Source organism: Roseivivax marinus (assembly GCF_900109705.1).
GTDB lineage: Bacteria > Pseudomonadota > Alphaproteobacteria > Rhodobacterales > Rhodobacteraceae > Roseivivax > Roseivivax marinus.
Genome location: NZ_FOAI01000001.1, coordinates 271,084 through 296,446 on the forward strand (window position 1 = coordinate 271,084; position 25,363 = coordinate 296,446).

The window sequence follows — 25,363 nt, forward strand, 5'->3', positions numbered from 1 at the left end:
GGTGGCGGTCTTTGCGTCGGCCGCCGCCCCTGATATACGCCCGCGTCCCCGACGAACAAGGAAGCGCCATGCCCGCCCGTCCCGCCGCCCCCGCCGCCGATCCCGCGCGCCGCGCCGCCGTGGACCTTCTGAACGGGGTCCTCGGCGAGGGTCGGCTGATGTCCGACCTGACCGCCGCGCCCGCGTTCCAGCGCCTGCCGCCCGAGGCCCGCGCCGCCGCGCAGCGGCTGGCGGCGGGCGTGCTGCGCGGGCTCGACCGCTGCGACGCGCTTCTCGAACCGCACCTGAGGAAGGCGCCGCCGCTGCGCGCGCGCAACGTGCTGCGGCTCGGCGCGCTGGAGCTGGCCGAGGGCGGTGCGCCGCACGGCGTGGTCAACGAAGCGGTGGCGCTGCTCGCGGCGTCGAAGCGCACCGCGGGTTTCAAGGGGCTGGCCAACGCGGTGTTGCGCAAGCTCGCGCCCGAGGCGGCGGCCCGCTGGGCCGACCTGCCGGTGCCTGAGCTGCCGGAATGGCTGCGCGGCCCGCTGGTCGAGGCCTGGGGGGCCGAGGCCGTCGTCGCGATGGAGGCCGCCCACGCCGACGGCGCGCCGCTGGACCTGAGCCCGCGCTCGGACGCCGCCGCCGTGGCGGACGCGGTTGGCGGAACTGTCCTGCCCACCGGGTCGGTGCGCTGCGGAACGGCCGGGCAGGTCTCGGCGCTGCCGGGCTTCGACACCGGCGACTGGTGGGTGCAGGACGCCGCCGCCGCACTGCCGGCGCGGCTTCTGGGCGATGTCGCGGGGCTGCGCGTCCTCGACATGTGCGCCGCGCCGGGCGGCAAGACGCTTCAGCTTGCGGCGGCGGGCGCCGAGGTCACGGCGCTCGACCTGTCGGAGGCGCGGCTCGGGCGCCTGCACGAGAATCTCTCTCGCACCGGACTTGCGGCCGAGGTGGTCGCGGGGGACGCGCTGGCCTTCGAGGGCGGCCCATTCGACGCGGTGCTGCTCGACGCGCCGTGCTCGGCCACCGGCACGATCCGGCGCCATCCGGACCTTCCTCACGCGCGGGCGGGCGAGGGGATCTCGGAGCTGATCGGCCTTCAGGCCGAGATGCTCGACCGTGCGCTGGCGCTGCTGAAGCCCGGCGGCCGGGTGGTGTTCTGCACCTGCTCGCTCATCCCCGACGAGGGCGAGGTGCAGATCGAGGAGGCGCTGGAGCGTCATCCGGGCCTGCGCGTCCTGCCGCCCGAGGCGCCGGGGATCGAGGAGGCGTGGCGCAGTTCCGAGGGCGGTCTGCGCCTGCGGCCGGATTACTGGTCCGATCGCGGCGGGATGGACGGCTTCTACATGGCGGTGCTGCAGCGCGACTGACCGGGCGAGGCACTGACGCCGGGCGGGCGGCGGCCGGTGTGCCCGGCCGCCCGAGCCGTCTTCGTCCGGTGGCGCAGAACCAATGGCGCCGCGCCGTGGTCCGTCGCGGGACTGACCGTCGCGCCGGTGGCTTTGGCTCCGCCGGGCGCGGGCGGGTCGCGGGCGTCACCGTCCGCCCGACCTGCGCGCCGCTATTTTCCTTGCGCCGATGCACCTCGTCACGGCACAGGGGCGGTATATGTGTGTCGCTGCACCAAGGGAGGCCGCCCGCGATGGACAACTGGGACGAGATTCGCACCGCCTACCAGGTCGCGCGCCGGGGCACCGTGTCCGGCGCCGCCGAAGAGCTGGGCGTCCACCACGCCACCGTGATCCGGCACATCGACGCGCTCGAGGCGCGGCTCGGGGTGAAGCTGTTCCAGCGCCATGCGCGCGGCTACACCGCGACCGAGGCGGGCTCGGACCTTCTGCGCGTGGCGCAGACCACGGATGAGCAGTTCCAGCAGCTGGCCGGCCGCATCAAGGGGCGCGGCTCGGACGTGTCGGGCGACCTGCTGGTGACATCGCTCATCAACTTCGCGTCGCTGATGGTGCCGGCGCTGGTGTCGTTCCGGCAGGAGCATCCCGAGGTGCGGGTGCGCTACCTGACCGACGATCGCGTGTTCCGCCTGGAATACGGCGAGGCGCACGTGGCCCTGCGCGCGGGCAGCGCCCCGCAGGAGCCCGACAACGTCGCGCAGCGATTCGCGTCGGAGCCGGTCGCGCTGTTCGCGGCGCAGTCCTACATCGACCGCCAAGGCCGCCCCGAGGGGGTGGAGGACCTGGCCAACCACGATTTCGTCGGTCCCGAGAACCTCGACAGCCGGGCGCCGTTCTGGCGCTGGCAGCGCAAGCACGTCCCCGACGACCGGGTCGTGTTCCGCGCCGCCGATCCGCGGGTGCTGGAGCAGGCGCTGCTGCTGGGCGACGGGCTCGGTTTCATGCGGACGCGGGATGCCAAGCGGCACGAGAACCTCGTCGAGATCATGCCGTCGCAGGACGACTGGACCACGCCCTTGTGGCTGGTGACGCATGTGGACCTGCACCGCACCGCCAAGGTGCAGGCGTTCCTCAAGCACCTGAAGGCCTTCGCCGAGAACGGCTGGACCGAGCAGGACTAGGGCGGGTCAGCCGCGCTCGGGCTCGTCGGGCTTCGGGGCGAGTTCCACCGCGAGGAATCGCTCGAAGGCGTCGAGGTGGACCGGCTCGAACTGGCCGAAGCCCTGCATCCAGACGCTGGCGGCGCGCAGCGCGTCGGGTTCGAGCTGGCACCAGCGCAGGCGGCCGCGCTTCTCCTGGCTGATGAGCCCCGCCTGCGCGAGAATCGCGAGGTGCTTCGAGACGCCCGCCAGCGAGATGTCGAAGGCGGCGGCCACGTCCGTCACCGCCATGTCGTCCTCGAGCAGCAGCGTGAGGATGCGGCGGCGGGTGGGATCGGCCAGCGCCGAGAACACGAGGTCGAGGTCGCGGGTCATCCGCGCACCGGGCAGAACATCGCCTGAACGGGGCGCATGTCGGCCGAAAACCGCCCGTATGCCGGAAATGTTCGCATTATCTTAACTCGCGCGCTGGACAGCTACGGCCCATACTACAGGTCGCGTATCCACGCCAATCCGCAGAAACGCCGCGCCCGACGCGGCGATCACGGCCCAAAGGGCGAAGGACAGGAGACCACGACCATGACGCACCTCACACGCGCGCTTGCCGCGCTTGCGGTGACCGGCGCCGCTGCCGCGGCTGCCGTCCCGGCGCAGGCCCAGGACACGCAGACCTGCGGCATCTACGTCTTTTTCAACAGCGGCCAGTCCAGTGTCGGCGCCTCGGCGCGCGACGTGCTGATCGAGTTCGCGCGCGACTATCCCGGCGCGCAAATGACGGTCACCGGCTATTCCGACGCCGCTGGCAGCGCCGCGGCGAACCAGGCGCTGTCGCTCCAGCGCGCCCAGAGCGTGGCCGCGGCCCTTGCCGGCACCGAGATCTTCGCCGTCAACGGCGTGGGCGAGGCCGTGCGCCCCGGCACCACCGGGCCGAACGATCCCTCCAACCGCCGTGTCGAGGCGCTGCGCGCCGATTGCGACGAGGTTCCCGGCGTGGTGACCGACAACGCGGGCCTCGCGGCAGGCGCGGGCGTCGCCGCACTTGCCATCGGCGCGGCCGTCGCAGGTGACGACGACGACAGCGACAGCGGCACCTCGACCGGCGGAACCGGCGACTGAATGATGCGTTTTCGCGCTGCGACGGCGTAAAAAGGCAACAGCTGACGGCACCAATACGATTTTCTATGGTAATGGCGGCGCGCAATCGTCTATGGGTGCAATCAGCGGAACTCCACTGCATGAAGAGAGAGACGGCATGAACATTTCCATCAAGGCACTCGTGGCGGCCACCGCATCGGCCACCCTCCTGGCAACTTCGGCCTTCGCAGGCGGCAAGAGCGACGTGGTCATGGACCCGGTCGTCGTGGGTGACGACGACGTCGTCGTTCCCGCAGCAGGTTCGTCGCTCGCAGGCGGCACCGGCCTCGCGATCGCAGCAGGCGTCGGCGCACTCGCCATCGCAGCTGCCGTTGCAGGCGGCGACGACGATGACGATTCGGACGACAGCACCTCGACCACCCCGACCGATCAGGCAGAAGACTGATACGTCGGCGCCGTCCTGTCGGACGGTGCGAGGACAGAGTTCAGGAGGCGCGCCCCAGCCGGGCGCGCCTCTTTTCTTTGCGCGGTATTCCGTGCGCGGTGCCCGCGACGCCGATCCGGTCGGCAAGACCGCGGGTGGGGCGTCCGTCGGCGGTGGTGCGGGCACCCACGCCATGCTCAACCCGCCGGTTGAATAAGGCCGTGCCGTCAGATCGGACCCGCGCAGTCTTGCGAGAGTCGGAATTCCGAACATTTCCAGCCGCTTACACGGCGCTTGCGGCTGCTTGACTTGAAGCGGCCGGCGACATAGCAACCTCGCGACGATCCGACAGGGGTGCAGATTGACCGAACCCGATCCCAAGGCCCGGATGAAGGCGCTCGAGGCGCGCATCGCGGCGGCCCGGGGACGCAAGGACGGCGAGAAGCGCCACCAGGAGGAGCATTACAGTCAGGCCCAGATGGCCTGGCGCATGGTCATCGAGCTGGTCGCGGGTCTCTGCATCGGCTTCGGGATGGGGTTCGGGCTCGACTACCTGTTCGGGACGACGCCGTTCCTGATGGTCATTTTCACTTTGCTGGGCTTCGTGGCCGGCGTGCAGACGATGATCCGCAGCGCCAACGAGATCCAGCGCCGCGGTTTGATGGACGATACGGGCGAGACGCCCGCCGAGAACGAGGACGAGGGTCATGGCTGAAACCACGGGCGAAGCACACGGCGCGGCAGACGCGGCACACGGCGACGGCGGCGGCCTGGTCTTCCACCCGATGGACCAGTTCATCGTCGAGCCGCTGTTCGGCGACGGCGCCGTGAACATGCTGACCGTCACCAACGTGACGCTGTGGATGGCGATCGCGGTTCTGTGCATCATGGCGCTGATGGTTCTGGGCACCAGCGGCCGGGGCATCGTGCCGGGCCGGGTCCAGTCGGTCGCCGAGCTTGCCTACGGCTTCGTCTACAAGATGGTCGAGGACGTCAGCGGCAAGGACGGGGTGAAGTATTTCCCCTACATCATGACGCTGTTCATGTTCATCGTCTTCAGCAACTTCCTCGGGCTGATCCCGATGGCGTTCACCACGACCTCGCACTTCGCGGTCACCGTGGTGCTGGCCCTGGCGGTGTTCATCGGCGTGACGGCGCTCGGCTTCGTCAAGCACGGCGTGAAGTTCCTCGAGCTGTTCTGGGTGACCTCGGCGCCGCTGGCGTTGCGCCCGGTGCTGGCGGTGATCGAGCTGATCTCGTACTTCGTGCGGCCGGTCAGCCACTCCATCCGTCTTGCCGGCAACCTCATGGCCGGCCACGCGGTCATCAAGGTCTTCGCGGGCTTTGCCGCGCTGGCGGCGGTGTCGCCGATCTCGGTCCTCGCGATCACCGCGATGTACGGGCTCGAGGTGCTGGTGGCCTTCATCCAGGCCTACGTCTTCACGATCCTCACCTGCGTCTACCTCAAGGACGCACTGCATCCGCATCACTGAACGTGCGGCGGGCTCCGGTCCGCCCGCGCCGGCCCCGGCCGGACGACCCATCACGAACGCAACTTCCAATTCGTAAGGAGAATTCACCATGGAAGGGCAACTCGCACACATCGGCGCAGGTCTTGCTGGTCTCGGCTGCGGCCTCTCGGCACTCGGCGTCGGCAATGTCGCCGCGAACTACCTCTCGGGCGCCCTGCGCAACCCCTCGGCTGCCGCTTCGCAGACCGCGACGCTCTTCATCGGCATCGCCTTCGCGGAAGCCCTGGGCATCTTCTCGTTCCTCGTCGCCCTGCTGCTGATGTTCGCGGTCTGAACCGCGACAGGCTACGAGACGATCCTTACGCGCGGGCGGTGCCGGTCGATCCGGCCCCGCCCGTTGTGATCACCCACTGACCGGAGGGCGCCATGGCGACCGAACCGTATCAGCAGGAGCTTGCCGGCGCGTGTGTCGGCCCCAACGGCTCTGCCATCGGCATGCCGCAGCTCTGCGGCGACTGGGTGTGGAACCAGGTCTTCTGGCTGGTTCTCGCACTGGTCGCCATCTACTTCGTGCTGAACCGCGTCGCGCTGCCGCGCATCGCGGCGATCCTGGCCGAGCGTCAGGGCACCATCACCGGTGACCTCGCGAAGGCCGAGGATCTCAAGCGCAGCGCCGAGGAGGCCGAGGCCGCCTACGACAAGGCGCTGGCCGATGCGCGCACCGAGGCGCGCAAGATCGCCGACGAGACCCGCGCGGAAATCCGTGCCGAGGTCGAGGAGGCGGAAGCCAAGGCGGACGCGGACATCGCCGCGAAGACCGCCGAATCGGAAAAGCAGATCGCCGAGATCCGCGCCTCCGCGCTCGCCAATGTCGAGCAGGTGGCCAAGGAGACGGCGGAGGCGCTTGTCGCCGCGCTGGGCATCGACGCGTCGAAAGCCGAGCTGGACGCGGCTGTCGACAAGCGGATCGAGGGGTAACGTCATGCGCAAGCCGATCATCGCACTGAGCGTGCTGGCCGCGCTGGCGGCGACGCCCGCGGCCGCGGCAGGAGACGTGTTCTTCTCGCTCAACAACACCGACTTCATCGTGCTGCTGGCCTTCGTGCTGTTCATCGCGGTGCTGCTGTACTTCAACGTGCCCACGCTGCTGGGCAAGATGCTGGACAAGCGCGCCGAGGGCATCCAGTCCGAGCTCGACGAGGCGCGGACGATCCGCGAGGAGGCGCAGAGCCTTCTGGCGTCCTACGAGCGCAAGCAGCGCGAGGTGCAGGACCAGGCGGACCGCATCGTGGCGCAGGCCCGCGAAGACGCCCGCGCGGCGGCGGACGACGCCAAGCGCGACCTCGATCGCTCGATCGAGCGCCGTCTGCAGGCCGCCGAGGACCAGATCGCGTCGGCCGAGGCGTCGGCGGTGGACGAGGTCCGCAACCGCGCCATCGACGTGGCTGTGGCCGCGGCCCGCGAAGTGGTGTCGCGCGAGATCAGCGACGCCAAGCGCGCGGAGCTGATCGACCAGTCCATCGAGACGGTGAACCAGCGCCTGAACTGAGATCGCGACGGGGCGTGATCCCCGGCCGCTTGCACAAAGAGCCCGGTGCCGCGAGGTGCCGGGCTTTTTCGTGGGCGGGCGTCCGGACGGCGCTCGGCTGCGCCATCGCCCCGCCCGCCGTCCCGCCGGCGTTGCGCTGGGGAGGAGGGGGCGTGTGGATGCGAACGGTGTTGGGGTGAGAAAGATCTCCGGGCCGGACCATTTCGGGACCAGCCGCGGTGGCTGGTCCTCGTCCCGCGCGCCGGGCCCGAGCGAGGGCCCGTCGGTCCCGCGTCGCCTCAGCGCGGCAGCGGCAGGGTGCCCCGGTTGTAGGGCGTCCAGTCGGTGATCTCGGGATAGAACTGCCGCCGCCATGCCCGCACGCGCGGGTTCATCACCCGGCGCCAGACCGGCGGGACCATCGCCGCCATCGCCATCAGCGGGTAGCCGTAGGGCAGCTGTGGCGCCTCTTCCTCGGCGTAGGTCTGGAGCAGGGGAAAGCGCCGGTCGGGCTTGTAGTGGTGATCCGAGTGACGCTGCAGGTTGATGAGCAGCCAGTTCGACGCGGTGTGCGAGGCGTTCCACGAGTGGCGCGGCTTCACGTGCTCGTAGCGGCCGTGGCCCTCGTGCTTGCGGGTGAGGCCGTAGTGCTCGACGTAGTTGATGAGCTCGAGCTGCCAGATCGCCACGCCGGCCTGCACCGCGAAAAGGCCCAGACCGGCCCAGCCGCCGAGCAGCGCGGCCAGGGCCAGCATCGCGGCCTGGAGGCCCCAGTAGATCCAGAACGGGTTTCGGTGGTGTGTCCACGGCAGCCCGCGCCGCGCGAGCATGGCGCGCTCGGCCTCGAAGGCGGACACCAGCGATTGCCGCAGCACCCGCGGGTAGAAGCGGTGGAAGCCCTCGTTGTAGCGCGCGGTCACCGGATCGCGCGGGGTGCCGACATAGCGGTGGTGGACGTGCAGGTGCTCGGACCGGAAGTGGCCGTAGAGGACCATCGCGAGCAGCAGGTCGCCCAGCCGCCGTTCCCACCGGTTCCGCTGGTGCATGAGCTCGTGGGCGTAGTTGATCCCGATGGTGCCCGAGATCACGCCCATGCCCGCGAAGAGCGCGATCTTCTCGCCGGTGCCCAGGTGGTCCGAGGGCGCGATCCAGGCGATCAGGCCGAACAGCGTGGCGCCTTGCAGCGGTGGCCAGACCAGCGTGACGAGGCGATACCAGACGAGCTGCGACTCCTCGGTCATCGGGTCCGCATTCTCGGTGTTGAGGCCGAGCGCCGCGTCGAGGGCCGAGAACAGGTACCACGTCAGCAGAGGCGGCAGGGCCAGCCACGCGCCGCCCCTGGCCGCCGCGATCCAGAGGACCGGCAGCAGCAGCAGCGACACCCAGAACGGCAGCGCCGCGGTCAGTCGGGCGATGGCGGGGCGGCTGGGGGCGGTGTCGGTCGTGTCGGTCATGCGCGCGCTCCGGGGCGGGTGATCCTGTCAGTTACCGCGTCCCGGGCCGCGCGGCCAAGTGAGCACCGTGCCGCAGGCGGACGGGGCGGGCTCAGCGCGGGCGGGCGAGGTCGAAGGCCTTGCGCATGAGCGTTGGCAGATCGGCGGGGCGAAACTCGGGCGCGGGGATGAACTCTCCGCGGCACGGCGCGCGGTCCATGGGAACCAGCGCGACCCTGAGGGTGAGGCGCAGGTGGAAATGCGTGAAGGTGTGGCGCGCTTCTTCGGACAGCGTGCGCCACTCGGCCCGGATCGGGGGCGCGTCGTCCGGAAGGGCCGCGTCGCTGGAAAACCAGTCGGTGCCGGGCCAGCCGAGCATTCCGCCCAGAAGCCCGGTCTCGGGGCGTGTCTCGAGCAGCCACGCACCGTCCACCCGCCGCGCGAGGTAGGCGATGCCGTGGCGCGTGGGCTTGACCTTCTTCGGAGCCTTCTTCGGCAGCTCGGGCGCGGTGCCCGCGGCCCACGCGGCGCAGTCGGTGCGCCACGGACAAAGCCCGCAGGCCGGGTTCCTGGGCGTGCAGATGGTCGCGCCGAGATCCATCACCGCCTGCGCGTAGTCGCCGGGGCGCTCGGGCGGCGTGAGGGCGCGGGCGTGTTCGGTCAGGATCGGCTTGGCGGCGGGCAGCGGCGTGTGCTCGTCGTGGAGCCGCGCCATCACCCGCTCCACGTTGCCGTCCACGACCGTCTCGGGCCGGTCGAAGGCGATCGCCGACACCGCGGCGGCGGTGTAGGGGCCGACCCCCGGCAGGGACAGGAGCGCGTCGTGGCTGTCGGGAAAGATGCCCTCATGCGTCTCGGCCACGGCGCGCGCGCATTTCAGCAGGTTGCGCGCCCGGGCGTAGTAGCCGAGCCCGGCCCACGCTGCCATGACGTCGGCATCGGCCGCGGCGGCGAGGTCCGAGACGGTGGGCCAGCGGGCGGTGAACGCCTCGAAGTAGGGCTTCACGGCGGCCACGGTGGTCTGCTGGAGCATGATCTCGGAGAGCCACACGCGGTAGGGATCGGGGCGCACGCCGTCCGCGCGCGCCGCCGGCCCGGTGCGCCACGGCATGGCGCGGGCGTGGCGGTCGTACCAGTCCAGCAATTCGGCGGCGAGGCGGGGCGCGCGGGCTGTCGGCGCGGCGTCGGTCATCGAGGCTCCGGGACCAGTGGGTCGGGCGCGCGGTTGCGCGCTCACGCAGGGGTGACGATCTCATGATGCGGCGCGGGCAGGGGTGGTGCCCGCGCCGCAAGCCACTAGAATGGCAATACGGAAGGGGATGCAACCATGGCAGAGCGCCGCACCACCACCTACGGCTTCACCCGGACCTCGAGCCTGTTGCAGGCCCGGATCCGGCAGGCGTCGGAGACCCGTGGCTTCGCGCAGAGCCGGGTGCTGACCCACTGGCCCGAGATCGCGGGCCCGCAGATCGCGGCGATCTGCCGCCCGGTCGAGATCGGCTATTCCCGCGGCGGCTTCGGCGCGACGCTGACGCTGCTGACCACCGGGGCCAACGCGCCGATGCTCGAGATGGAGCGCGAACGCCTGCGCGAGCGCGTGAACCAGGTCTACGGCTACACCGCGATCGCCCGCATCCGCATCACCCAGACCGCCGCCACCGGCTTTGCCGAGGGGCAGGCTGACTTCGTCCATCGCAGGGCCGCCGCCGAGGAGCGCCCGCCGTCGCCCGAGCACAAGCGCGCCGCCGAGGCGACCACCGAGGGCGTGGGCGACAGCGGCCTGCGCGCGGCGCTCGAGCGGCTGACGCTGAACCGTCTCGCCAAAGAGGGGCGCGACGGATAGGCGCGGGCCGCGCGTAGAAGATTTCGATACCCGAAAGACCCGACACCGGATCATCAGGAGGCCGACTTGGCACAGACACGGATCATCTCCACCGCGGCGCTGGCCGCCGCTTTCGCAGCTGGCGGAGCCTGGTTCTTCGCCCCCGCAGGCGGGCCGGACATGACGCTGCCCGGCGCCGCCTCGGCGCAGACGGCGGATGACGCGCAGGACAGCGCGGACGCGGAAGCCTCTGCCGGCGATGAGTCCGCCGAGAGCGCGCCGTCCGGCGAGGTGAAGGACATGATGCTGGGGTCGGCGGACGCGCCGGTGGAGGTGATCGAGTACGCCTCCTACACGTGCCCGCATTGCGGCAACTTCCACGACACGGTCTACGACCAGCTCAAGGAAAACTACATCGACACCGACAAGATCTCGTTCACCTACCGCGAGGTCTACTTCGACAAGTACGGGATGTGGGCGTCGATGATCGCACGCTGCGGCGACGACACCGACCGCTTCTTCGGCATCACGGACATGCTCTACGACAGCCAGGAAAGCTGGACCCGCGCGGGCTCGGAGGCCGAGATCGCCGACGAGCTTCGCAAGATCGGCCGGCTGGCCGGGATCGACAACGAGCAGCTTGAAGCGTGCATGACCGACGGCGAGAAGCTGCGCTCGCTTGTCGAATGGTACCAGACCAACGCCGAAGAGGACGACGTCACCTCGACGCCGACCTTCATCATCGACGGCGAGAAGTACTCGAACATGAATTACGAGGACTTCTCGGCCATCCTCGACGAGAAGCTCGCGGAGGCCGAGTGACCGTCTCTGCACCACGCGGCCCTCTCGAGGGGCTGAAAGTCGTCGAACTGGCGCGCATCCTGGCCGGCCCCTGGGCCGGTCAGACGCTGTCGGACCTGGGCGCCGAGGTCATCAAGGTCGAGGCGCCGCAGGGCGACGACACCCGCCGCTGGGGCCCGCCCTTCGTCGAGCGCGAGGGCGACACCAGCGCCGCCTATTTCCACTCGTGCAACCGCGGCAAGCGCTCCGTGGTCATCGACCTGGCCTCCGAGGCGGGGCAGGCCGAGCTGCACGAGCTGGTCGCCGGGGCCGACATCCTGATCGAGAACTTCAAGGTCGGCGGCCTGCGCAAGTACGGCGCCGACTACGAGACGCTGAGCGGGGTGAACCCGCGGCTGATCTACTGCTCGATAACGGGATTCGGACAGGATGGACCCTACGCGCACCGGGCCGGCTACGATTACATCATCCAGGGCATGTCCGGGCTGATGTCGATCACCGGCGATCCCGAGGGCCAGCCGCAGCGCGCGGGCGTCGCGGTCACGGACCTGTTCACCGGGCTCTACTCGGTGGCGGGCATCCTCGCCGCGCTGCACCAGCGCGAGCGCACGGGCAAGGGTCAGCACCTCGACATGGCGCTGCTCGACTGCGCGGTAGCGGCCACGGCGAACCAGTCCCTGAACTATCTCTCGACCGGCACGCCGCCGGGGCGGACCGGGAACTATCACCCGAATCTCGCGCCCTACCAGGTGTTCGACTGCTCGGACGGGTTCATCATCGTGGCCACCGGAAACGATCCGCAATACCAGCGGTTCTGCCGCCTGCTGGGCCTGCCCGAGATGGCCGTCGCGCCCGAGTTCCTGACCAACGCCGACCGGATCGCCAACCGCACCGAGCTGACGGCGCGGCTGACCGAGGCGACGCTGCGCATGACGAAGGCCGAGCTTCTGGCGGCCTGCGAGGCCGAGGGCGTGCCCGCCGGGCCGATCAACGACATGGCCGAGGTCATGGCAGACCCGCAGGTCATCGCGCGCGGCCTTCAGATCGCGCCCGAGGGGCTGCCCGGAGTGCGGGCTCCGTTCCGCTTTTCGGATGCCGAGCTGGTCACCGACCGTCCCGCGCCCAAGCTCGGCGCGGGCTGAGGAACCGCGCCGCCCGCGCAAGGTCGTTCTCGACGCGCGGGCGGTGGCCCTTCCCCGTTTTTTCGGGGCCCCCGGGCAGGGCAGGGGGGATAAGTCCCTGCAATCGTTGACCTCGTGTGCTGGTCCCCTCGCGGAAATTTCCTGCGCGGCTTGCGACCTTCCTGCCACAGCGTGGCGCTTCGGCACCTCTTGTCTGGACGGATGGCCTGTGGCGGCGCTATCGTGACGCCCAATGACGGGGCGCCAACGACCCCGCGACCGAGGCAGTTACAGCAATGTTCCCCGAGCGGTTTTCAACCCTCCCGGCTTACGCGTTCCCGCGTCTGCGTGCGCTTCTCGATGCGCACGAGGCGGGTGGACCGGTCGTGCACATGACCATCGGCGAGCCCAAGCACGGGTTTCCGCCGTGGATCTTGGACGTGATCGCGGACCATGCCGAGGGATTCGGCCGCTACCCCGTGAACGAGGGTACGCCCGAGCTTCTGGAGGCGATCGGCGCGTGGGTCGCGCGGCGCTACGGCGTGACGCTCGACCCCGCGACTCAGGTCATGGCGCTCAACGGCACGCGCGAGGGGCTCTACAACGCCGCCATGGCGCTTTGCCCGGAAGAGAAGGGCGATAAGCGCCCGGTCATCCTGTCGCCGAATCCGTTCTACCAGGTCTACGCGGTCGCGGCCCTGTCGGTCGCCGCCGAGCCGGTGTTCGTCAACGCGACCGAGGAGACGGGCCACCTGCCGGACTACGAAAGCCTGCCGGCCGACGTTCTCGACCGCACGGCGCTGGCCTACATCTGCTCGCCCGCGAATCCGCAAGGGGCCGTCGCCGACCGCGACTACTGGACCCGGCTGATCGCGCTGGCCGAGCGGCACGATTTCCGCATCCTCGCGGACGAGTGCTATTCCGAGATCTACCGCGACACGCCGCCCGTGGGCGCGCTTCAGGTCGCGCAGGAGATGGGCGCCGATCCAGAGCGGGTCGTGGTGTTCCATTCGCTGTCGAAGCGGTCGAACCTGCCGGGCCTGCGCTCGGGTTTCGTCGCGGGCGGACCCGAGAGCATCGCGCGGATGCGCCAGCTTCGGGCCTATTCGGGCGCGCCGCTGCCGTTGCCGCTTCAGCACGCGGCCGCGGCGGTCTGGGCCGAAGAGACCCACGTGGAGGAGAATCGCGCCCTCTACGCCGAGAAATATGCGGACGCGGATCGCATCCTCGGGCACGTTCCGGGCTATCACAGCCCGCAGGCGGGGTTCTTCCTGTGGCTGCCGGTGGACGATGGCGAGGAGGCGGCGCTGAAACTCTGGCGCGAGACCGGCGTGCGGGTGCTGCCCGGCGCCTACCTGTCGCGGGACACCGCGGCGGGCAATCCGGGAAAGGGATACATCCGCGTGGCGCTCGTCGCCCCGCGGGTCGAGACGGCGGACGGCCTGACGCGGCTGGCCGGCTGTCTCTACTGACGAACCGACACGAGAGAAAAGACCGATCAAGAGGCGAGGCATGGCATATCAGGCTCGGGGGCGGGACCCTCTCTTCGACACCGACATGGCGAACGCGCTCGAACGGCGCGGCAAGGAGCTTCTGGGGCTCGCGCTGGTCGTCGTCGGCCTGATGGCGGCGGCGATGCTGGGCTCCTACACGCCCGACGATCCGTCGTGGATGTCGGCCACCGACGCGGCGATCCAGAACTGGATGGGCCGGATCGGGGCCTCGGTCGCCGCGCCGCTGGTGATGATCTTCGGTGCGGGCAACTGGATCCTGCCGCTGTTGCTGGTGGGCTGGGGCCTGCGCTTCGTGACCCATCGCGGCGAGGAGCGCGCGCTGGGCCGGGTGATCTTTTTGCCGATCTGGTGGGCGGTTGCGTCGATCTACGCCGCGGGCCTGACGGCCGGTCCGGAGTGGGGGCACTCCTTCGGGCTGGGTGGACTCTTCGGGGACGTGGCGATGGGTTCGGCCATGGGAATGCTGCCGTTCGGCGCGGGCTTCAGCCTGACGCTGGTGACGGTCCTGGCCTTTGCCGGCGTGCTGGTCGTGGGCGCGTTCGTGCTGGGCTTCACCCGCGCCGAGCTGAGCCAGGCGGGCCGATTCGTGATGCTGGCGCTGGTCATGGCGTACGCCGCCGTGGTGCGCCTTCTGGGGCAGGGCGCCTCGGGCGCGGCGCAGGGGGCAAGCGCCATGCGTGCGGCCCATGCCGATCGCCGCGCGCGCCGCATCGCCGAAGCCGAGGACGACCGCGCCTGGGCCGAGGCACAGGAGCCTTCGCTCGGCCGCACCGCCGCGGCCGCCGCCCCGGCGCCGCGCGTGCGCCGCTCGGCCCGGATCGAGCCGGAGCCCGAGGTCGAGGTGGTCGAGGACGACTACGATGACTGGGACGCGGCGCCCGAACCCGCGCCGCGTGGCGGCTTGCTGTCGCGGGTGCCCGGCCTGATGCGCTTTGGCGGGGGCGGTGACCGCGCGGTCGCCGACGAGGCCGACGACCTGCCGTTGCCCGAACTGGTGGAAGAGGCGTTCGACGAGGTCGATGCGCCCGCCGACGACCGCGTGCAGGCCAAGATCGCCGACGCCATCCGTGCCCGCCTGCGCGCCACGCCGCAGGCCCGCGTCGCGACGGACACGCCGCTGACCCGTGGCCGGGGCCGCCGTCCCGATCCGCTGATCGCGGACCTCTCGCCGCGCCGCCAGCGCGCCGAGCCGCCGCTGACCGCCGAGCCGGGCACCGTCGAGACCCGCCGCGAGCCAGTCCTGACCGCGCCCGCGCGGGCGGCTGCCGCCGAGCCGCGTCCGCAGGCGCAGCCGGTCGCCGCGCGTCGCGCCTCGGCCGCCGCACCGATGACCCACGTGGAGCCGGAAGACGATTACGACATCGCGAACCCGGTCGAGGAAGAGGCCTTCGAGGCCGACGCTCCGCAGGCCGGCCGCCTGCTGCGCCGCTCGGGCGCACCGGCGCCGGCCGAGCCCGCGGTGCCGGAGTTCGACGACGGCTACGACGACGAGGACGACGATGCGGTCGCCGCCTTTGCCGCCGCCGAGGCCGAGGCAGCCCCCGCGCCGCGCCCGCAGGTGCCGGTCGCGCCTCAGAAGAAGGTCGTGCAGCAGGCTGCGCCGAAGCCGGTGCAGCCCTCGAAACGCGCCCAGGAAGAAGCCGAGCCGCGTCTGCAGTTCGAGGAAAACGCCGAGGCGTTCGAATTGCCGCCGCTCTCTCTCCTGATGAACCCCGACCGGATCCAGCGTCATCACCTCAGCGACGAGGCGCTGGAAGAGAACGCGCGGATGCTCGAGAACGTGCTCGACGACTACGGCGTGAAGGGCGAGATCGTGTCGGTCCGTCCCGGCCCCGTGGTCACCATGTACGAGCTGGAGCCGGCGCCGGGTCTCAAGGCGAGCCGCGTGATCGGACTCGCCGATGACATCGCGCGGTCGATGTCGGCGCTGTCCGCGCGTGTCTCGACCGTGCCGGGCCGGTCGGTGATCGGCATCGAGCTTCCCAACGACAACCGCGAGATGGTGTCGTTCCGCGAAATCCTGTCGTCGCGCGAATACGGCGACGGCAACGCCAAGCTGCCGCTGGCGCTCGGCAAGGACATCGGGGGTGATCCGCTGGTCGCCAACCTCGCCAAGATGCCGCACCTGCTGATCGCGGGCACGACAGGCTCGGGCAAGTCGGTGGCGATCAACACCATGATCCTGTCGCTGCTCTACAAGCTGACGCCCGAGGACCTGCGCCTCGTGATGATCGACCCGAAGATGCTGGAACTGTCGGTCTACGACGGCATCCCGCACCTGCTGTCGCCGGTGGTGACCGACCCCAAGAAGGCGGTCGTGGCGCTCAAGTGGGTCGTCGGCGAGATGGAGGACCGCTACCGCAAGATGTCCAAGATGGGCGTGCGGAACATCGACGGCTACAACGGCCGGGTCGAGGATGCGCTTCGGAAGGGCGAGATGTTCTCGCGGACGGTCCAGACGGGCTTTGACGACGAGACCGGCGATCCGGTGTTCGAAACCGAAGAGATCGAACCCAAGAAGATGCCCTACATCGTCGTCATCGTCGACGAGATGGCCGACCTGATGATGGTCGCGGGCAAGGAGATCGAGGCCTGCATCCAGCGACTTGCGCAGATGGCGCGGGCGTCGGGCATCCACCTCATCATGGCGACGCAGCGCCCGTCGGTGGACGTCATCACCGGCACGATCAAGGCCAACTTCCCGACGCGGATTTCCTTCCAGGTGACGTCGAAGATCGACTCGCGGACCATTCTTGGCGAGATGGGCGCCGAGCAGCTTCTGGGCATGGGCGACATGCTCTACATGGCCGGCGGGGCGAAGATCACCCGCTGCCACGGGCCGTTCTGCTCGGACGAAGAGGTCGAGGAGGTGGTGAACCACCTCAAGGCCTTCGGCCCGCCCGCCTACGTGGGCGGCGTCGTGGAGGGGCCCGAGGAAGAGAAGGCCAGCGACATCGACGCGGTGCTCGGCCTCAACACCGGGGGCAACACCGGCGGCGAGGATGCGCTCTACGACCAGGCGGTGGCGATCGTCATCAAGGACCGCAAGTGCTCGACCTCCTACATCCAGCGCAAGCTGGGGATCGGCTACAACAAGGCCGCGCGACTGGTGGAGCAGATGGAGGACGAGAACGTCGTCTCCTCGGCCAACCACGTCGGCAAGCGCGAAATCCTGGTGCCGGAGCCGCAATAGGGGCCGGCCGTGCATGTTCGAACGGGGAGGGGCGGTCCGGAGCGGGCCGCCCTTTTTCGTTCGCCTCCGCGAGGGAGCCGCCCCCGCGTCGGAGCGGTGTGTGCCTGGTCTGATGGCGGCTGGGGATGCTCTGCCCCGTGTTGGTCAGGCAGAGCCTGCGACTGGTCGTTCGCCCACCTATGTTCAGCGGAGGGCCCGCGCCGGACCGTGGGCTGGCGCGGACGCCGTGCGGGGCCCGCGCTTTATCCAGACCAAGTCACTCCGACACCCGAACGCAGCGCGCGGGTGACAAGGCGCCGGCCCGGCGGGCCCTGCGCCCCTTGTTCCGGGCCGGGTGCGTCCACACGGCTTCGGCGCGTCGAGTATCCCCCGCCGGAACAACCCTGTTCACAAACGCGTTCCGGGCGCATGTCAGCGACCTCCGCCTCCCCCGACCGGAAACGAGAACGGCAGCCCGGCCGACGGGCCGTGGAGGGCGTGCTCGACAGGCTCAAGGCGCGGATGGAGGAAGGCGACGACGAAGCGGTGACCATCGGCGACGCGGTGGAGGCGATCGGGACGCGGGGCTTTGGGCCGGTGTTCCTTGCCCTCGCGCTTCTGGTGGCGAGCCCGTTCGGCGGAATCCCCACGGTGCCCACGATCTTCGCCGCGATGCTGGCGATCCTCGCGGGGCAGATGGTGATCGGGCGGCAGAGCCTCTACGTGCCGGGCATCTTCGCGCGCCGCGAGGTGCCGGGAAAGCGGGTCGCCAAGGGCGTGGACTGGCTGCGGCCGATCGCGCAACGCATGGACCGCTGGTTCGGGCGCCGGCTGGTGGTGATGACCTCGGACCCGGCGCGACGACTCGCGGGGGTGGTCATCATGGCCCTCTGCGTGACGGTGCCGCCGCTCGAATTCGTGCCCTTCGCCTCGGCGATCCCGATGACCGGCATCGCGCTTTTCGGCCTCGCGATCACGGCGCGTGACGGGCTGTTGATGATGCTCGCCTTCGCCGCCGCGGCGGCCGCCTTGATCGGCGGGCCGTGGCTGCTTTTATCCAACTGAAACCCGTTGCTATCGCCTAGCGGCGGCCTTTCCGTCACAAACGGACGGACCAAAACGAGGAGAGACCACACGATGCGAGTCGCACAGACCCTTGCCGCCGCAGCCCTCGCCGCGCTGACCGCGCTGCCCGCGAGCGCGGCGCAACTGTCGCTTGGACAGGTGTCGAACTACCTGAACCAGCTCAGCTCGGCCACGAGCGGCTTCACCCAGGTGAACGGCGACGGCACGATCTCCAAGGGCACCGTCTACATGCAGCGCCCCGGCAAGGTGCGGTTCGAGTACGATCCGCCCGAAGAGGCGCTGGTCATGGCCAACAACGGAACCGTGGTGATCTTCGACCGCAAGGTGAACGCCGCGCCCGAGACCTATCCGCTGAGCCAGACACCGCTGTCGATCATCCTTGACCGGAACGTGAACCTCGGCCGGGCCAACATGGTGACGAACCACTCCTACGACGGCACCGCGACGACGGTCACCGCGCAGGATCCGCGGAACCCGCAATACGGCACGATCCAGATGAAGTTCACCGACAACCCGGTGGAGCTGCGCCAGTGGATCATCAACGACAGCAACGGCTCGTCGACGACCGTGATCCTTCAGGGGCTTCAGCCCGCGCAGATCAACTCGGGCAAGTTCAACGTCCGGGGCGAGATCGCCCGCCGCGACTGATCGTGCATGGCCGGCCCGGGGATAGCCCCCGGACCGGCGCATATGCTCAGCGGCAGCGCACCAGCTGCGCCTGGTACATGGCGGCGCGGCTGTTCACCTTGTCGGCCACCCGCACCAGCCAGGCCTTCTGGTTGTAGCTCCCGCGGGAAAAGCCAGTCCGGCCCTCGTGATAGGCGAGGTACTGGTTGCGGGCGTCCCAGAGCGAGATGCCGAGGCTGTCGCGGGACTTCACCATGTACCAGCCCATGAAGTCTGTCGCGTCGTCGATGCGGTCCCGCCGCGTGCGGCGGCCGCCTTGCTGGTCCTGGTATTCCTCCCACGTGCCGTCGAGGGCTTGGGAGTAGCCGAAGGCCGAGCTTTGCCGGCCGATCGGAATGACGCCGAGGGAGTAGCGGAACGGGGTCCGCGCATCGCCGTCGAATTTGGATTCCTGGTGAATCGTCGCCATCTGGACGTGCACGGGCACGCCCCATTTGCGTTCCACGCGCTTGAAGGCGCGGTAATATTCGGGCCGCTCGCGGATGATCGCGCAGGCGTCGTCCAGGTTGCTGCGGGGGGGCGCATCGTAGCCCCCGCCACCGCAGGACGCCGCCAGCAGCACGATGACCAGAGCGCGAAGGGAAGGTTTCATCTGCCTCTCGCTATGACTGCTCGGTTCTTGTCGTTTTTCGACAACCTTACCGCAGACGGCCGCTGTGGAAAATCACAATCGCGCCGCGGTGGGGGCGCATGGTTGCAATCCGCGGCCGCAAGGCAGAGATCCGCCCGATACGCCGACGGTCGAATCGCGCGCACAGAGTGTTTCCGGCCGAATTACGGCAAGTCATTGGACAAAATGGAGCATGACGCGCTAGCTTATGAGGCAGGCAAGGATCTGGACGATGAACACAGCACGCGCCAAGTACAATCTCGGCCAGGTGGTCCGGCACCGCAAGCACCCCTTCCGAGGGGTGGTCTTCGACGTGGACCCCGAGTTCCAGAACACGGAAGACTGGTACGAGGCCATTCCCGAGGACAGCCGCCCGGCCAAGGAGCAGCCGTTCTATCACCTGCTGGCTGAAAACGATCAGAGCTTCTACGTGGCCTACGTGTCCGAGCAGAACCTCGTCGCGGACTATTCCGGTGAGCCGGTGGAGCATCCCGACGTCGCCGACCTCTTCGGCGCGTTCCAGGACGGCACCTACGAGCTGCATTTCCAGATGAATTGATCCGCCTCCCGGTTTCGGGGGCGGACGCACGCGGCGCGGCCGGGAGACCGGACCGCGCCTTTGTCGTGAGCGGTGTTCCGCGCGTCGCGGTCGTCGTCTGGATGCGACGTGGGCTCCGGGATGTGTCCGTCGCGCGCTGTCGCGTGACCGATTCCGGGTATCTCACGAACAAGGCTTCAAGAGCCCGCGCGGGCCGGTGACGCCGCCGCCATTCCGAGGGAGGAGACCCGCGCGCCGGGTGATCGGCGCGCTGAAGGCGGTCAGGCGCCCTTCGCGATCTCCACGAAGCGCGCGATGTCCGCCTCGGTCACGGACCAGTCGCAGACGAGACGCGCCGTGAGCATCTCGGAGTCGTCATGGCCGTCAAGCTCGCCCTCCCACATGTAGTAGCGTGCACCGGCCTCGTGCAGCGCGCGGTGGGCGCGGCGGGGCAGGGCGGCGAACAGCATGTTGCCCTGCGGCACGTTGCGGATGTCGGCGACGCCCGTGAGGCCCGCCGCCAGTGCCGCGCAGCGCGCGTTCGCCATGCCGGCCAGTTCGCGCCAGAGGTCGCCCTCGAGGTAGGCGTCCATCTGGGCGGCGAGGTAGCGGAACTTGGAGAACAGGTGTCCGCCCCGCTTGCGCCGCAGCTGGAATTCCCAATGCTTCGCCGGGTCGAAGAAGATCACCGCCTCGACGCCCATGCAGCCGTTCTTGGTGCCGCCGAAGACCGCGACGTCGACGCCGGCCTTCCACGTCATCTCGGCCGGGGTGCACTCGAGCGCGACGCAGGCATTGGCGAAGCGCGCGCCGTCGAGATGCACCGGCAGGTCGTAGTTACGCGCCACCGCGCTCAGCGCGTGCAGCTCGTCGAGGGTGTAGAGGTTGCCGCGCTCGGTGATCTGGGTGATCGAGACCGGCCCGCGCTGGGGGCCGTGCACGCCGCGGCTTTCCTCGGCGGCGATGGTGGCGCGCAGGCCCTCGGCGGTCATCTTGTCGGCGCCCGGCACCAGAGTCAGCTTGGCGCCGCCGGTATAGAACTCGGGCGCGTTGCACTCGTCCTCGTGGATGTGCGCCACCGGCGAGCAGAACACCGTCTGGAACGGCTGGCAGAGCGTCGCGAGCGCAAGGCTGTTGGCGGCGGTGCCGGTCGAGACCAGCTCGACCGCGGCGTTCGGTGCGTCGAACAGGGTGCGGATGCGGTCGCGCACGCGCTCGGACAGCTCGTCGGCGCCGTAGCCCGGGGCATGGCCCGCGTTCGCACGGGCAAGCGCGTCGAGAACGGCGGCCGGGACCGGGCCGGCATTGTCGGAGGTGAAGTTCATGGATGCGCCTTTCGGGTCTTGATTCGGCTCTTGGACGGCGCGGCGTCAGACCGGCTCGTCGATGATGTGGTCTTCCCAGTCGTCGTCGTCCACGGCGGCCTCCGAGACGGTGGCGCCCCGGATCGAGACGCCCGCGCGGTGCACGCTCTCGGGGGTGCCCGAGATCAGCGGGTGCCAGTCGAACAGCGGCTTGCCCTCCCACAGGAGGCGGTAGGCGCAGGTCGCGGGCAGCCAGTAGGCGTGGTCGGGAATGGTGCGCGGGCTGAGGACGATGCATTCGGGGACGAAGGCGTGGCGCACCTCATAGCGGGCGCAGCGGCAGGTGGAATCGTCGAACAGGCGGCAGGCCACGCGGGTCAGTGCCACCTCTCCGGTGTCCTCGTCCTCGAGCTTGTTGAGGCAGCACTTGCCGCAGCCGTCGCAGAGCGCTTCCCATTCGGCGCCGGTCATGTCCTCGAGCCGCGTGGTCTTCCAGAAGCCGGGGGCGAGGCCGTCGCGGTCGATCGGGTCGTCGCGGTCGGTTTGGGGGGCGGTGTCGGTCATGCCAGCGCGTCCAGGATGGTGCGGGCCTCGGCGCAGTCGGCATCCATCTGCGCGATGAAGGTCTCGAGGCTGTCGAAGGTCGCCTCGGGCCGCAGGTAGTCGACCAGGGCGACCGACAGCGGCTGGCCGTAGAGGTCGCCGGAGAAGTTTAATAGGAAGGTCTCGATGTTGGCGGTGTTCTCGCCGAACATGGGGCGCACGCCGATGGAGGCGGCGCCGTCGTAGGTGCCCGCGGACGGGCCGCCGAGAACGTCGACGCGCACGGCGTAGACGCCGAAGCGCGGCGGGTGCAGTCCCTCGATGGACATGTTCGCGGTCGGATAGCCCAGGTCGCGGCCGCGCTTCTCGCCGTGCAGGACCGGGCCGTCGATGCGGTGCCAGTGACCGAGCAGCGCGGCGGCGTCGCGGGGACGGCCCTCGGACAGCGCGGTGCGGATCGCGGTGGACGACACGCGAAGGCCATTGTGCTCGCGGATCTCGGAGACGGTGGTGCCGAAGCCCATCGCCGCGCCGAACCGGGCGAGATCGTCGGCGCCGCCGGCGCGGCCCTTGCCGAAGCGGAAGTCGGGGCCGGTCACGGCATGGGCGAGGCCGAGCCCGTCGGCGAGGACCTCGCGGGCGAAGTCCTCGGGGCTGAGTTCGCGGAGATCCGCGTCGAAGGGCAGCTCGAACAGAACGTCCACGCCGAGCTTGCGCAGACGGTTGGCGCGTGCCTCGGGGCCCGTCAGGCGGAAGGGCGGGGCGCCTGGGGCGAAGACCTCGCGCGGGTGCGGCTCGAAGGTGACGACGGCAAGCGGCGCATCGGGCCGCGCGGCCTGCGCGGTCTCGATCACCGCGCGGTGGCCAAGGTGCACGCCGTCGAAATTGCCGATCGCGGCGGTGGCGCCGCGGGCGGCATCCGGCACGTCGCGGAAGTCGCGGAAGATCTCCATGCGCCGGGGTTAATCCCGCCCGGAGAGGGGCGCAAGTGGGCTTGATCGACGGGGCGCGCCGATCGGGGGCCGCACAATCTTAGTTAAGATTGTGCGGTGTCCGGCGCCCCGCGCCACGTCCAAAATCTTATCTAAGATTTTGGACGCCTAGTCGAACTTGCGCGACGGCGCGAGGACCTTGGCTTCGCCCACGAGGACCTTCTTGCCGTCGACCTCGCAGTGGCAGTCGAGGGTCACGCGGCGCTTGGCCACGTCGATGTCGACCACGCGGACTTCGGCCGTCACCACGTCGCCGGGGCGAACCGGGCCGAGGAACTTGAGGGTCTGGCCCATGTAGACCGTGCCGTGGCCGGGCAGCTGCTCTCCGATCACCGCCGAGACGAGGCCCGCGGTCAGCATCCCGTGGGCGATGCGCCCCTCGAAGATGGTGTCGCGGGCGTAGTCCTCGTCGAGATGAACCGGGTTCCGGTCGGTGGAGACCTCGGCGAACATCTCGATGTCGGCGTCGGTGATCTCCTTGCGGAGCGAACGGGACATGCCGATCTCGATATCCTCGATCGGGATCGTGCCGCGCGGCAGGTTGTCCAGCATGTCAGCCCCCATGGAGAATCCGTCCGGTAACAAATGCGCGCACCAAGGCGTGCCTCGGCAACTTTATTGCTTCGCGGGCGCAGAAAATCAAGGGGGCGCGGCGCAGGACCTGCGCGACCATTGTCCCGGTCGCCCTAGCGCAGGAAGCCGATCGCGTAGGTGGGCGAGATGCCCTCGCGCCCGAGCGCGGTCTCCAGCGCCTGCGCGTCGGGCTGGGTCTCGGTGCGGGTCTCGGCCGCCAGCAGCCCGCCGGTGATTAGCAGCGAATCGATGTCCTCTCCCATGGCGCCCGAGATGTCGGTCTGCGGGCCATCGCCGATGGCGAGGATGCGGTCCGCGGCCGGCACATCGGCAATCTCGGCGAGCCGCATCCGTGCGAGGTCGTAGATCGGCGGGTGCGGCTTGCCGAAGTAGAGGCTCTCGCCGCCCATTTCTGTGTAGAGCCGTGCGATGGCGCCGGCGCACCATTCCCGCACGCCGCCGCGATCCACGACGATGTCGGGATTGGCGCAAAGCAGCTTCAGCCCCTTCTGCTTGGCCAGCAGCAGTTCGGGGCGCAGGACGGAGGGGTCGGCGTGGGCGTCGAACGGGCCGCAGCAGACGAGACCTTCGGCCTCGGACAACTCGGTGCGCTCGACCTTCACAGGGTCGGATACGAGCTGCATCGGCTCGAGGAAGGTCCGGTCGCGATCCTCGCCCATGAACCAGACCTTCTGGCCCACGGCGCCGCGGAACATCGCTGCGCGCGCCGAGTCGCCTGAGGTCGCGATGGCGTCCCAGGCGTCGCCGGGCACGCCCATGCGCTCGAGCTGCCGTTCCACATCCGCGCGGGGGCGGGGGGCGTTCGTCAGCAGCACCACGCGGCCGCCATTCTTCCGGTAGGCCTGAAGCGCCGCCACGGCGTCGGGATAGGGGCGCACCCCGTCATGCACGCAGCCCCAGAGGTCCACGAACAGCGCCTCGTAGTTCCGGGAGATGTCCGAGAGGGCGGAGATGATCGTGGTCATGGGCGGGCCTTTCGCGCTGGTCGCGCGGACCCTAGGCGGGCGGACGCCGGGCGGCAAGCGAGGGGACGTGGAGCCGGCGCCCGGAGATGTCCGGATGCAGGCGGCGCGTGGGGCCTGACGCATCCCGTGCCGGGGCGCCGTGTCTCGCCCGGATATGGGGCGCGCAGCTCACCACATGCCCGGGCACCGGGCGGGCACCATTCCCGCAGGCGCCCGTCCGCGCGGCGGCCCTGTCAGATCCACTTCGCCAGCGGCGGCAGGGACATCAGCACGGCGTTGGCGTCGTGCCCGGTCTCGAGCCCGAACTTGGTGCCGCGGTCGTAGACGAGGTTGTACTCGGCGTAGAGGCCGCGGTGAACGAGCTGCGCCTCGCGGTCGGCCTCGGTCCAGTCCTGCACCCCGCGCTTTTCCACCAGCGGCAGGTAGGCCGGCAGGAATGCCTGCCCGATGTCGCGGGTGAGGGCGAAGTCCGCCTGCCAGTCGCCGGTGTTGTGGTCGTCCATGAAGATGCCGCCGACGCCGCGCGCCCTGTGGCGGTGGGGGATGTAGAAATACTCGTCCGCCCAGGCCTTGAGACGCGGGTAGTGGTCTGCCCCGTGGGGATCGAGATGCTCCTGCTGCGTGGCGTGGAAATGGGCGGTGTCCTCCGCGTACTCGATGCACGGGTTGAGGTCGGAGCCGCCGCCGAACCACCACGCGTGCGGGGTCCAGAACATCCGCGTGTTCATGTGGACCGCCGGGACGTGCGGGTTCTGCATGTGCGCGACGAGGCTGATGCCCGAGGCCCAGAAGCGCGGATCGTCGGCCATGCCGGGGATGCCCTTGCGCGCGGCCATCGCCGCCTGCGCGCGGTCGCCCAGCGTGCCATAGACCTCAGAGACGTTCACGCCGACCTTCTCGAAGACCCGGCCGCCGCGCATCACGCTCATCAGGCCACCGCCGGCGTCCGAGCCGTCGTCCGAGCGGCGGGTGGTCTCGGTCACCTCGAACCGGCCCGGCGCAGCGGCGGCGCCCGGCCCGCTCGTGTGGCTGTCCTCGATCGCCTCGAAGGCCGTCACGATCCGGTCGCGCAGCTCGCGGAACCAGTCTGCGGCGCGGGCGCGCTCGTCCAGAAGCTCTTCTGTCATGGGATCCTCCGGTCGGCTGCGGTGACGGGTCTGTCTAGACGCCGGCC

The 25,363-nt window shown here is 69.8% G+C and carries 27 protein-coding genes; 17 read left to right on the forward strand and 10 right to left on the reverse strand.

Going from position 1 to position 25,363, the window contains the following annotated elements; translation table 11 throughout:
- Positions 1-68: 68 nt before the first annotated feature.
- A complete protein-coding gene (locus BMX29_RS01225) occupies positions 69-1,349 on the forward strand; it encodes an RsmB/NOP family class I SAM-dependent RNA methyltransferase (RefSeq protein WP_092809712.1) in 1,281 nt (426 codons plus the stop codon).
- 272 nt (positions 1,350-1,621) lie between these two features.
- Positions 1,622-2,509: a LysR family transcriptional regulator gene (locus tag BMX29_RS01230; protein WP_092809714.1), complete on the forward strand. Its 888-nt coding sequence runs from the start codon at positions 1,622-1,624 to the stop codon at positions 2,507-2,509.
- Positions 2,510-2,515: 6 nt separating this feature from the next.
- Here BMX29_RS01230 and BMX29_RS01235 read toward each other — a convergent pair whose 3' ends face one another.
- Positions 2,516-2,863: an ArsR/SmtB family transcription factor gene (locus BMX29_RS01235; RefSeq protein WP_043847384.1), complete on the reverse strand. Its 348-nt coding sequence runs from the start codon at positions 2,861-2,863 to the stop codon at positions 2,516-2,518.
- A 204-nt stretch (positions 2,864-3,067) separates the two neighbouring features.
- On the opposite strand from BMX29_RS01235, the gene BMX29_RS19055 reads away from it, so the two are divergent.
- The 7 genes from BMX29_RS19055 (at position 3,068) to BMX29_RS01270 (ending at position 7,028) form a co-directional block, all read left to right on the forward strand.
- A complete protein-coding gene (locus BMX29_RS19055) occupies positions 3,068-3,604 on the forward strand; it encodes an OmpA family protein (protein WP_217644369.1) in 537 nt (178 codons plus the stop codon).
- Between the two features lie 136 nt (positions 3,605-3,740).
- Positions 3,741-4,028, forward strand: a complete 288-nt coding sequence (locus BMX29_RS01245) for a hypothetical protein (protein WP_043847386.1) — start codon at positions 3,741-3,743, stop codon at positions 4,026-4,028.
- Positions 4,029-4,368: 340 nt separating this feature from the next.
- Complete coding sequence (locus BMX29_RS01250) at positions 4,369-4,722, forward strand: AtpZ/AtpI family protein (RefSeq protein WP_043847387.1); 354 nt, start codon at positions 4,369-4,371, stop codon at positions 4,720-4,722.
- On the forward strand, positions 4,715-5,500 hold the full coding sequence (locus BMX29_RS01255; RefSeq protein ID WP_092809718.1) for a F0F1 ATP synthase subunit A: 786 nt from the start codon (positions 4,715-4,717) through the stop codon (positions 5,498-5,500). The genes BMX29_RS01250 and BMX29_RS01255 overlap by 8 nt, the downstream gene beginning before the upstream one ends.
- An 88-nt stretch (positions 5,501-5,588) precedes the next feature.
- Positions 5,589-5,813, forward strand: coding sequence for a F0F1 ATP synthase subunit C (locus tag BMX29_RS01260; protein ID WP_043847389.1), 225 nt, complete (start codon positions 5,589-5,591; stop codon positions 5,811-5,813).
- A gap of 92 nt (positions 5,814-5,905) precedes the next feature.
- Positions 5,906-6,457: a F0F1 ATP synthase subunit B' gene (locus BMX29_RS01265; RefSeq protein ID WP_043847390.1), complete on the forward strand. Its 552-nt coding sequence runs from the start codon at positions 5,906-5,908 to the stop codon at positions 6,455-6,457.
- A 4-nt stretch (positions 6,458-6,461) separates the two neighbouring features.
- Positions 6,462-7,028 carry a F0F1 ATP synthase subunit B gene (locus BMX29_RS01270; protein ID WP_043847391.1) on the forward strand — a complete coding sequence of 189 codons (567 nt, stop codon included), beginning with the start codon at positions 6,462-6,464 and terminating at the stop codon, positions 7,026-7,028.
- 278 nt (positions 7,029-7,306) lie between these two features.
- Here BMX29_RS01270 and BMX29_RS01275 read toward each other — a convergent pair whose 3' ends face one another.
- Together BMX29_RS01275 and mutY are read right to left on the reverse strand one after the other, a co-directional pair.
- The gene (locus BMX29_RS01275) at positions 7,307-8,461 is read right to left on the reverse strand and encodes an alkane 1-monooxygenase (protein WP_092809720.1); all 1,155 of its coding nucleotides are present in this window, start codon (positions 8,459-8,461) and stop codon (positions 7,307-7,309) included.
- 91 nt (positions 8,462-8,552) lie between these two features.
- Positions 8,553-9,632: an A/G-specific adenine glycosylase gene (gene mutY, locus BMX29_RS01280; protein WP_092809722.1), complete on the reverse strand. Its 1,080-nt coding sequence runs from the start codon at positions 9,630-9,632 to the stop codon at positions 8,553-8,555.
- A 135-nt stretch (positions 9,633-9,767) separates the two neighbouring features.
- Between mutY and BMX29_RS01285 the strand changes: the two genes are divergently transcribed.
- From BMX29_RS01285 to BMX29_RS01315, 7 genes are all read left to right on the forward strand, one after another.
- A complete protein-coding gene (locus BMX29_RS01285; protein WP_092809724.1) occupies positions 9,768-10,283 on the forward strand; it encodes a DUF721 domain-containing protein in 516 nt (171 codons plus the stop codon).
- A gap of 66 nt (positions 10,284-10,349) precedes the next feature.
- Positions 10,350-11,084: a DsbA family protein gene (locus BMX29_RS01290; RefSeq protein WP_244889115.1), complete on the forward strand. Its 735-nt coding sequence runs from the start codon at positions 10,350-10,352 to the stop codon at positions 11,082-11,084.
- Positions 11,081-12,205, forward strand: a complete 1,125-nt coding sequence (locus BMX29_RS01295; RefSeq protein WP_244889116.1) for a CaiB/BaiF CoA transferase family protein — start codon at positions 11,081-11,083, stop codon at positions 12,203-12,205. Before BMX29_RS01290 ends, BMX29_RS01295 begins: the two co-directional genes overlap by 4 nt.
- A 275-nt stretch (positions 12,206-12,480) precedes the next feature.
- The gene (locus BMX29_RS01300) at positions 12,481-13,656 is read left to right on the forward strand and encodes an aminotransferase class I/II-fold pyridoxal phosphate-dependent enzyme (RefSeq protein WP_092809726.1); all 1,176 of its coding nucleotides are present in this window, start codon (positions 12,481-12,483) and stop codon (positions 13,654-13,656) included.
- A 40-nt stretch (positions 13,657-13,696) separates the two neighbouring features.
- Positions 13,697-16,891: a DNA translocase FtsK gene (locus BMX29_RS01305; protein WP_092809728.1), complete on the forward strand. Its 3,195-nt coding sequence runs from the start codon at positions 13,697-13,699 to the stop codon at positions 16,889-16,891.
- 477 nt (positions 16,892-17,368) lie between these two features.
- Positions 17,369-17,935, forward strand: coding sequence for an exopolysaccharide biosynthesis protein (locus tag BMX29_RS01310; protein WP_240092465.1), 567 nt, complete (start codon positions 17,369-17,371; stop codon positions 17,933-17,935).
- A gap of 72 nt (positions 17,936-18,007) precedes the next feature.
- Positions 18,008-18,604, forward strand: coding sequence for an outer membrane lipoprotein carrier protein LolA (locus tag BMX29_RS01315; protein WP_092809730.1), 597 nt, complete (start codon positions 18,008-18,010; stop codon positions 18,602-18,604).
- A 46-nt stretch (positions 18,605-18,650) separates the two neighbouring features.
- Here the strand turns inward: BMX29_RS01315 and BMX29_RS01320 are convergent, their stop codons facing one another.
- Complete coding sequence (locus BMX29_RS01320; RefSeq protein ID WP_043846531.1) at positions 18,651-19,235, reverse strand: transglycosylase SLT domain-containing protein; 585 nt, start codon at positions 19,233-19,235, stop codon at positions 18,651-18,653.
- Between the two features lie 250 nt (positions 19,236-19,485).
- Here BMX29_RS01320 and hspQ point away from each other — a divergent pair, with 250 nt between their 5' ends.
- Positions 19,486-19,812, forward strand: a complete 327-nt coding sequence (hspQ, locus tag BMX29_RS01325; RefSeq protein ID WP_043846530.1) for a heat shock protein HspQ — start codon at positions 19,486-19,488, stop codon at positions 19,810-19,812.
- A 260-nt stretch (positions 19,813-20,072) separates the two neighbouring features.
- On the opposite strand, the gene BMX29_RS01330 is transcribed toward hspQ, so the two are convergent.
- The 6 genes from BMX29_RS01330 to hemF form a co-directional block, all read right to left on the reverse strand.
- A complete protein-coding gene (locus tag BMX29_RS01330; RefSeq protein WP_092809732.1) occupies positions 20,073-21,116 on the reverse strand; it encodes a threonine aldolase family protein in 1,044 nt (347 codons plus the stop codon).
- Positions 21,117-21,161: 45 nt separating this feature from the next.
- Positions 21,162-21,659, reverse strand: a complete 498-nt coding sequence (locus BMX29_RS01335; RefSeq protein WP_092809734.1) for a YcgN family cysteine cluster protein — start codon at positions 21,657-21,659, stop codon at positions 21,162-21,164.
- Positions 21,656-22,591, reverse strand: a complete 936-nt coding sequence (locus BMX29_RS01340; protein WP_092809736.1) for a bifunctional riboflavin kinase/FAD synthetase — start codon at positions 22,589-22,591, stop codon at positions 21,656-21,658. The genes BMX29_RS01335 and BMX29_RS01340 overlap by 4 nt, the downstream gene beginning before the upstream one ends.
- Before the next feature lie 147 nt (positions 22,592-22,738).
- Positions 22,739-23,182, reverse strand: a complete 444-nt coding sequence (locus BMX29_RS01345) for a MaoC family dehydratase (protein WP_043846524.1) — start codon at positions 23,180-23,182, stop codon at positions 22,739-22,741.
- Between the two features lie 134 nt (positions 23,183-23,316).
- Complete coding sequence (locus BMX29_RS01350) at positions 23,317-24,189, reverse strand: TIGR01459 family HAD-type hydrolase (RefSeq protein WP_092809738.1); 873 nt, start codon at positions 24,187-24,189, stop codon at positions 23,317-23,319.
- Positions 24,190-24,422: 233 nt separating this feature from the next.
- Complete coding sequence (gene hemF / locus BMX29_RS01355; protein ID WP_092809740.1) at positions 24,423-25,316, reverse strand: oxygen-dependent coproporphyrinogen oxidase; 894 nt, start codon at positions 25,314-25,316, stop codon at positions 24,423-24,425.
- Positions 25,317-25,363 lie beyond the last annotated feature (47 nt).

What these genes read in the sequence shown, in the direction of transcription:
- BMX29_RS01230 (WP_092809714.1), top strand. Translation starts at nt 1,622, where the DNA reads ATGGACAACTGGGACGAGATTCGCACCGCCTACCAGGTCGCGCGCCGG.
- BMX29_RS01340 (WP_092809736.1), bottom strand. Translation starts at nt 22,591, where the DNA reads ATGGAGATCTTCCGCGACTTCCGCGACGTGCCGGATGCCGCCCGCGGC.
- BMX29_RS01225 (WP_092809712.1), top strand. Translation starts at nt 69, where the DNA reads ATGCCCGCCCGTCCCGCCGCCCCCGCCGCCGATCCCGCGCGCCGCGCC.
- hspQ (WP_043846530.1), top strand. Translation starts at nt 19,486, where the DNA reads ATGAACACAGCACGCGCCAAGTACAATCTCGGCCAGGTGGTCCGGCAC.
- BMX29_RS01330 (WP_092809732.1), bottom strand. Translation starts at nt 21,116, where the DNA reads ATGAACTTCACCTCCGACAATGCCGGCCCGGTCCCGGCCGCCGTTCTC.
- BMX29_RS01320 (WP_043846531.1), bottom strand. Translation starts at nt 19,235, where the DNA reads ATGAAACCTTCCCTTCGCGCTCTGGTCATCGTGCTGCTGGCGGCGTCC.
- BMX29_RS01265 (WP_043847390.1), top strand. Translation starts at nt 5,906, where the DNA reads ATGGCGACCGAACCGTATCAGCAGGAGCTTGCCGGCGCGTGTGTCGGC.
- mutY (WP_092809722.1), bottom strand. Translation starts at nt 9,632, where the DNA reads ATGACCGACGCCGCGCCGACAGCCCGCGCGCCCCGCCTCGCCGCCGAA.
- BMX29_RS01270 (WP_043847391.1), top strand. Translation starts at nt 6,462, where the DNA reads ATGCGCAAGCCGATCATCGCACTGAGCGTGCTGGCCGCGCTGGCGGCG.
- BMX29_RS01260 (WP_043847389.1), top strand. Translation starts at nt 5,589, where the DNA reads ATGGAAGGGCAACTCGCACACATCGGCGCAGGTCTTGCTGGTCTCGGC.
- BMX29_RS01275 (WP_092809720.1), bottom strand. Translation starts at nt 8,461, where the DNA reads ATGACCGACACGACCGACACCGCCCCCAGCCGCCCCGCCATCGCCCGA.
- BMX29_RS19055 (WP_217644369.1), top strand. Translation starts at nt 3,068, where the DNA reads ATGACGCACCTCACACGCGCGCTTGCCGCGCTTGCGGTGACCGGCGCC.
- BMX29_RS01305 (WP_092809728.1), top strand. Translation starts at nt 13,697, where the DNA reads ATGGCATATCAGGCTCGGGGGCGGGACCCTCTCTTCGACACCGACATG.
- hemF (WP_092809740.1), bottom strand. Translation starts at nt 25,316, where the DNA reads ATGACAGAAGAGCTTCTGGACGAGCGCGCCCGCGCCGCAGACTGGTTC.
- BMX29_RS01350 (WP_092809738.1), bottom strand. Translation starts at nt 24,189, where the DNA reads ATGACCACGATCATCTCCGCCCTCTCGGACATCTCCCGGAACTACGAG.
- BMX29_RS01345 (WP_043846524.1), bottom strand. Translation starts at nt 23,182, where the DNA reads ATGCTGGACAACCTGCCGCGCGGCACGATCCCGATCGAGGATATCGAG.
- BMX29_RS01300 (WP_092809726.1), top strand. Translation starts at nt 12,481, where the DNA reads ATGTTCCCCGAGCGGTTTTCAACCCTCCCGGCTTACGCGTTCCCGCGT.
- BMX29_RS01255 (WP_092809718.1), top strand. Translation starts at nt 4,715, where the DNA reads ATGGCTGAAACCACGGGCGAAGCACACGGCGCGGCAGACGCGGCACAC.
- BMX29_RS01245 (WP_043847386.1), top strand. Translation starts at nt 3,741, where the DNA reads ATGAACATTTCCATCAAGGCACTCGTGGCGGCCACCGCATCGGCCACC.
- BMX29_RS01285 (WP_092809724.1), top strand. Translation starts at nt 9,768, where the DNA reads ATGGCAGAGCGCCGCACCACCACCTACGGCTTCACCCGGACCTCGAGC.
- BMX29_RS01335 (WP_092809734.1), bottom strand. Translation starts at nt 21,659, where the DNA reads ATGACCGACACCGCCCCCCAAACCGACCGCGACGACCCGATCGACCGC.
- BMX29_RS01235 (WP_043847384.1), bottom strand. Translation starts at nt 2,863, where the DNA reads ATGACCCGCGACCTCGACCTCGTGTTCTCGGCGCTGGCCGATCCCACC.
- BMX29_RS01315 (WP_092809730.1), top strand. Translation starts at nt 18,008, where the DNA reads ATGCGAGTCGCACAGACCCTTGCCGCCGCAGCCCTCGCCGCGCTGACC.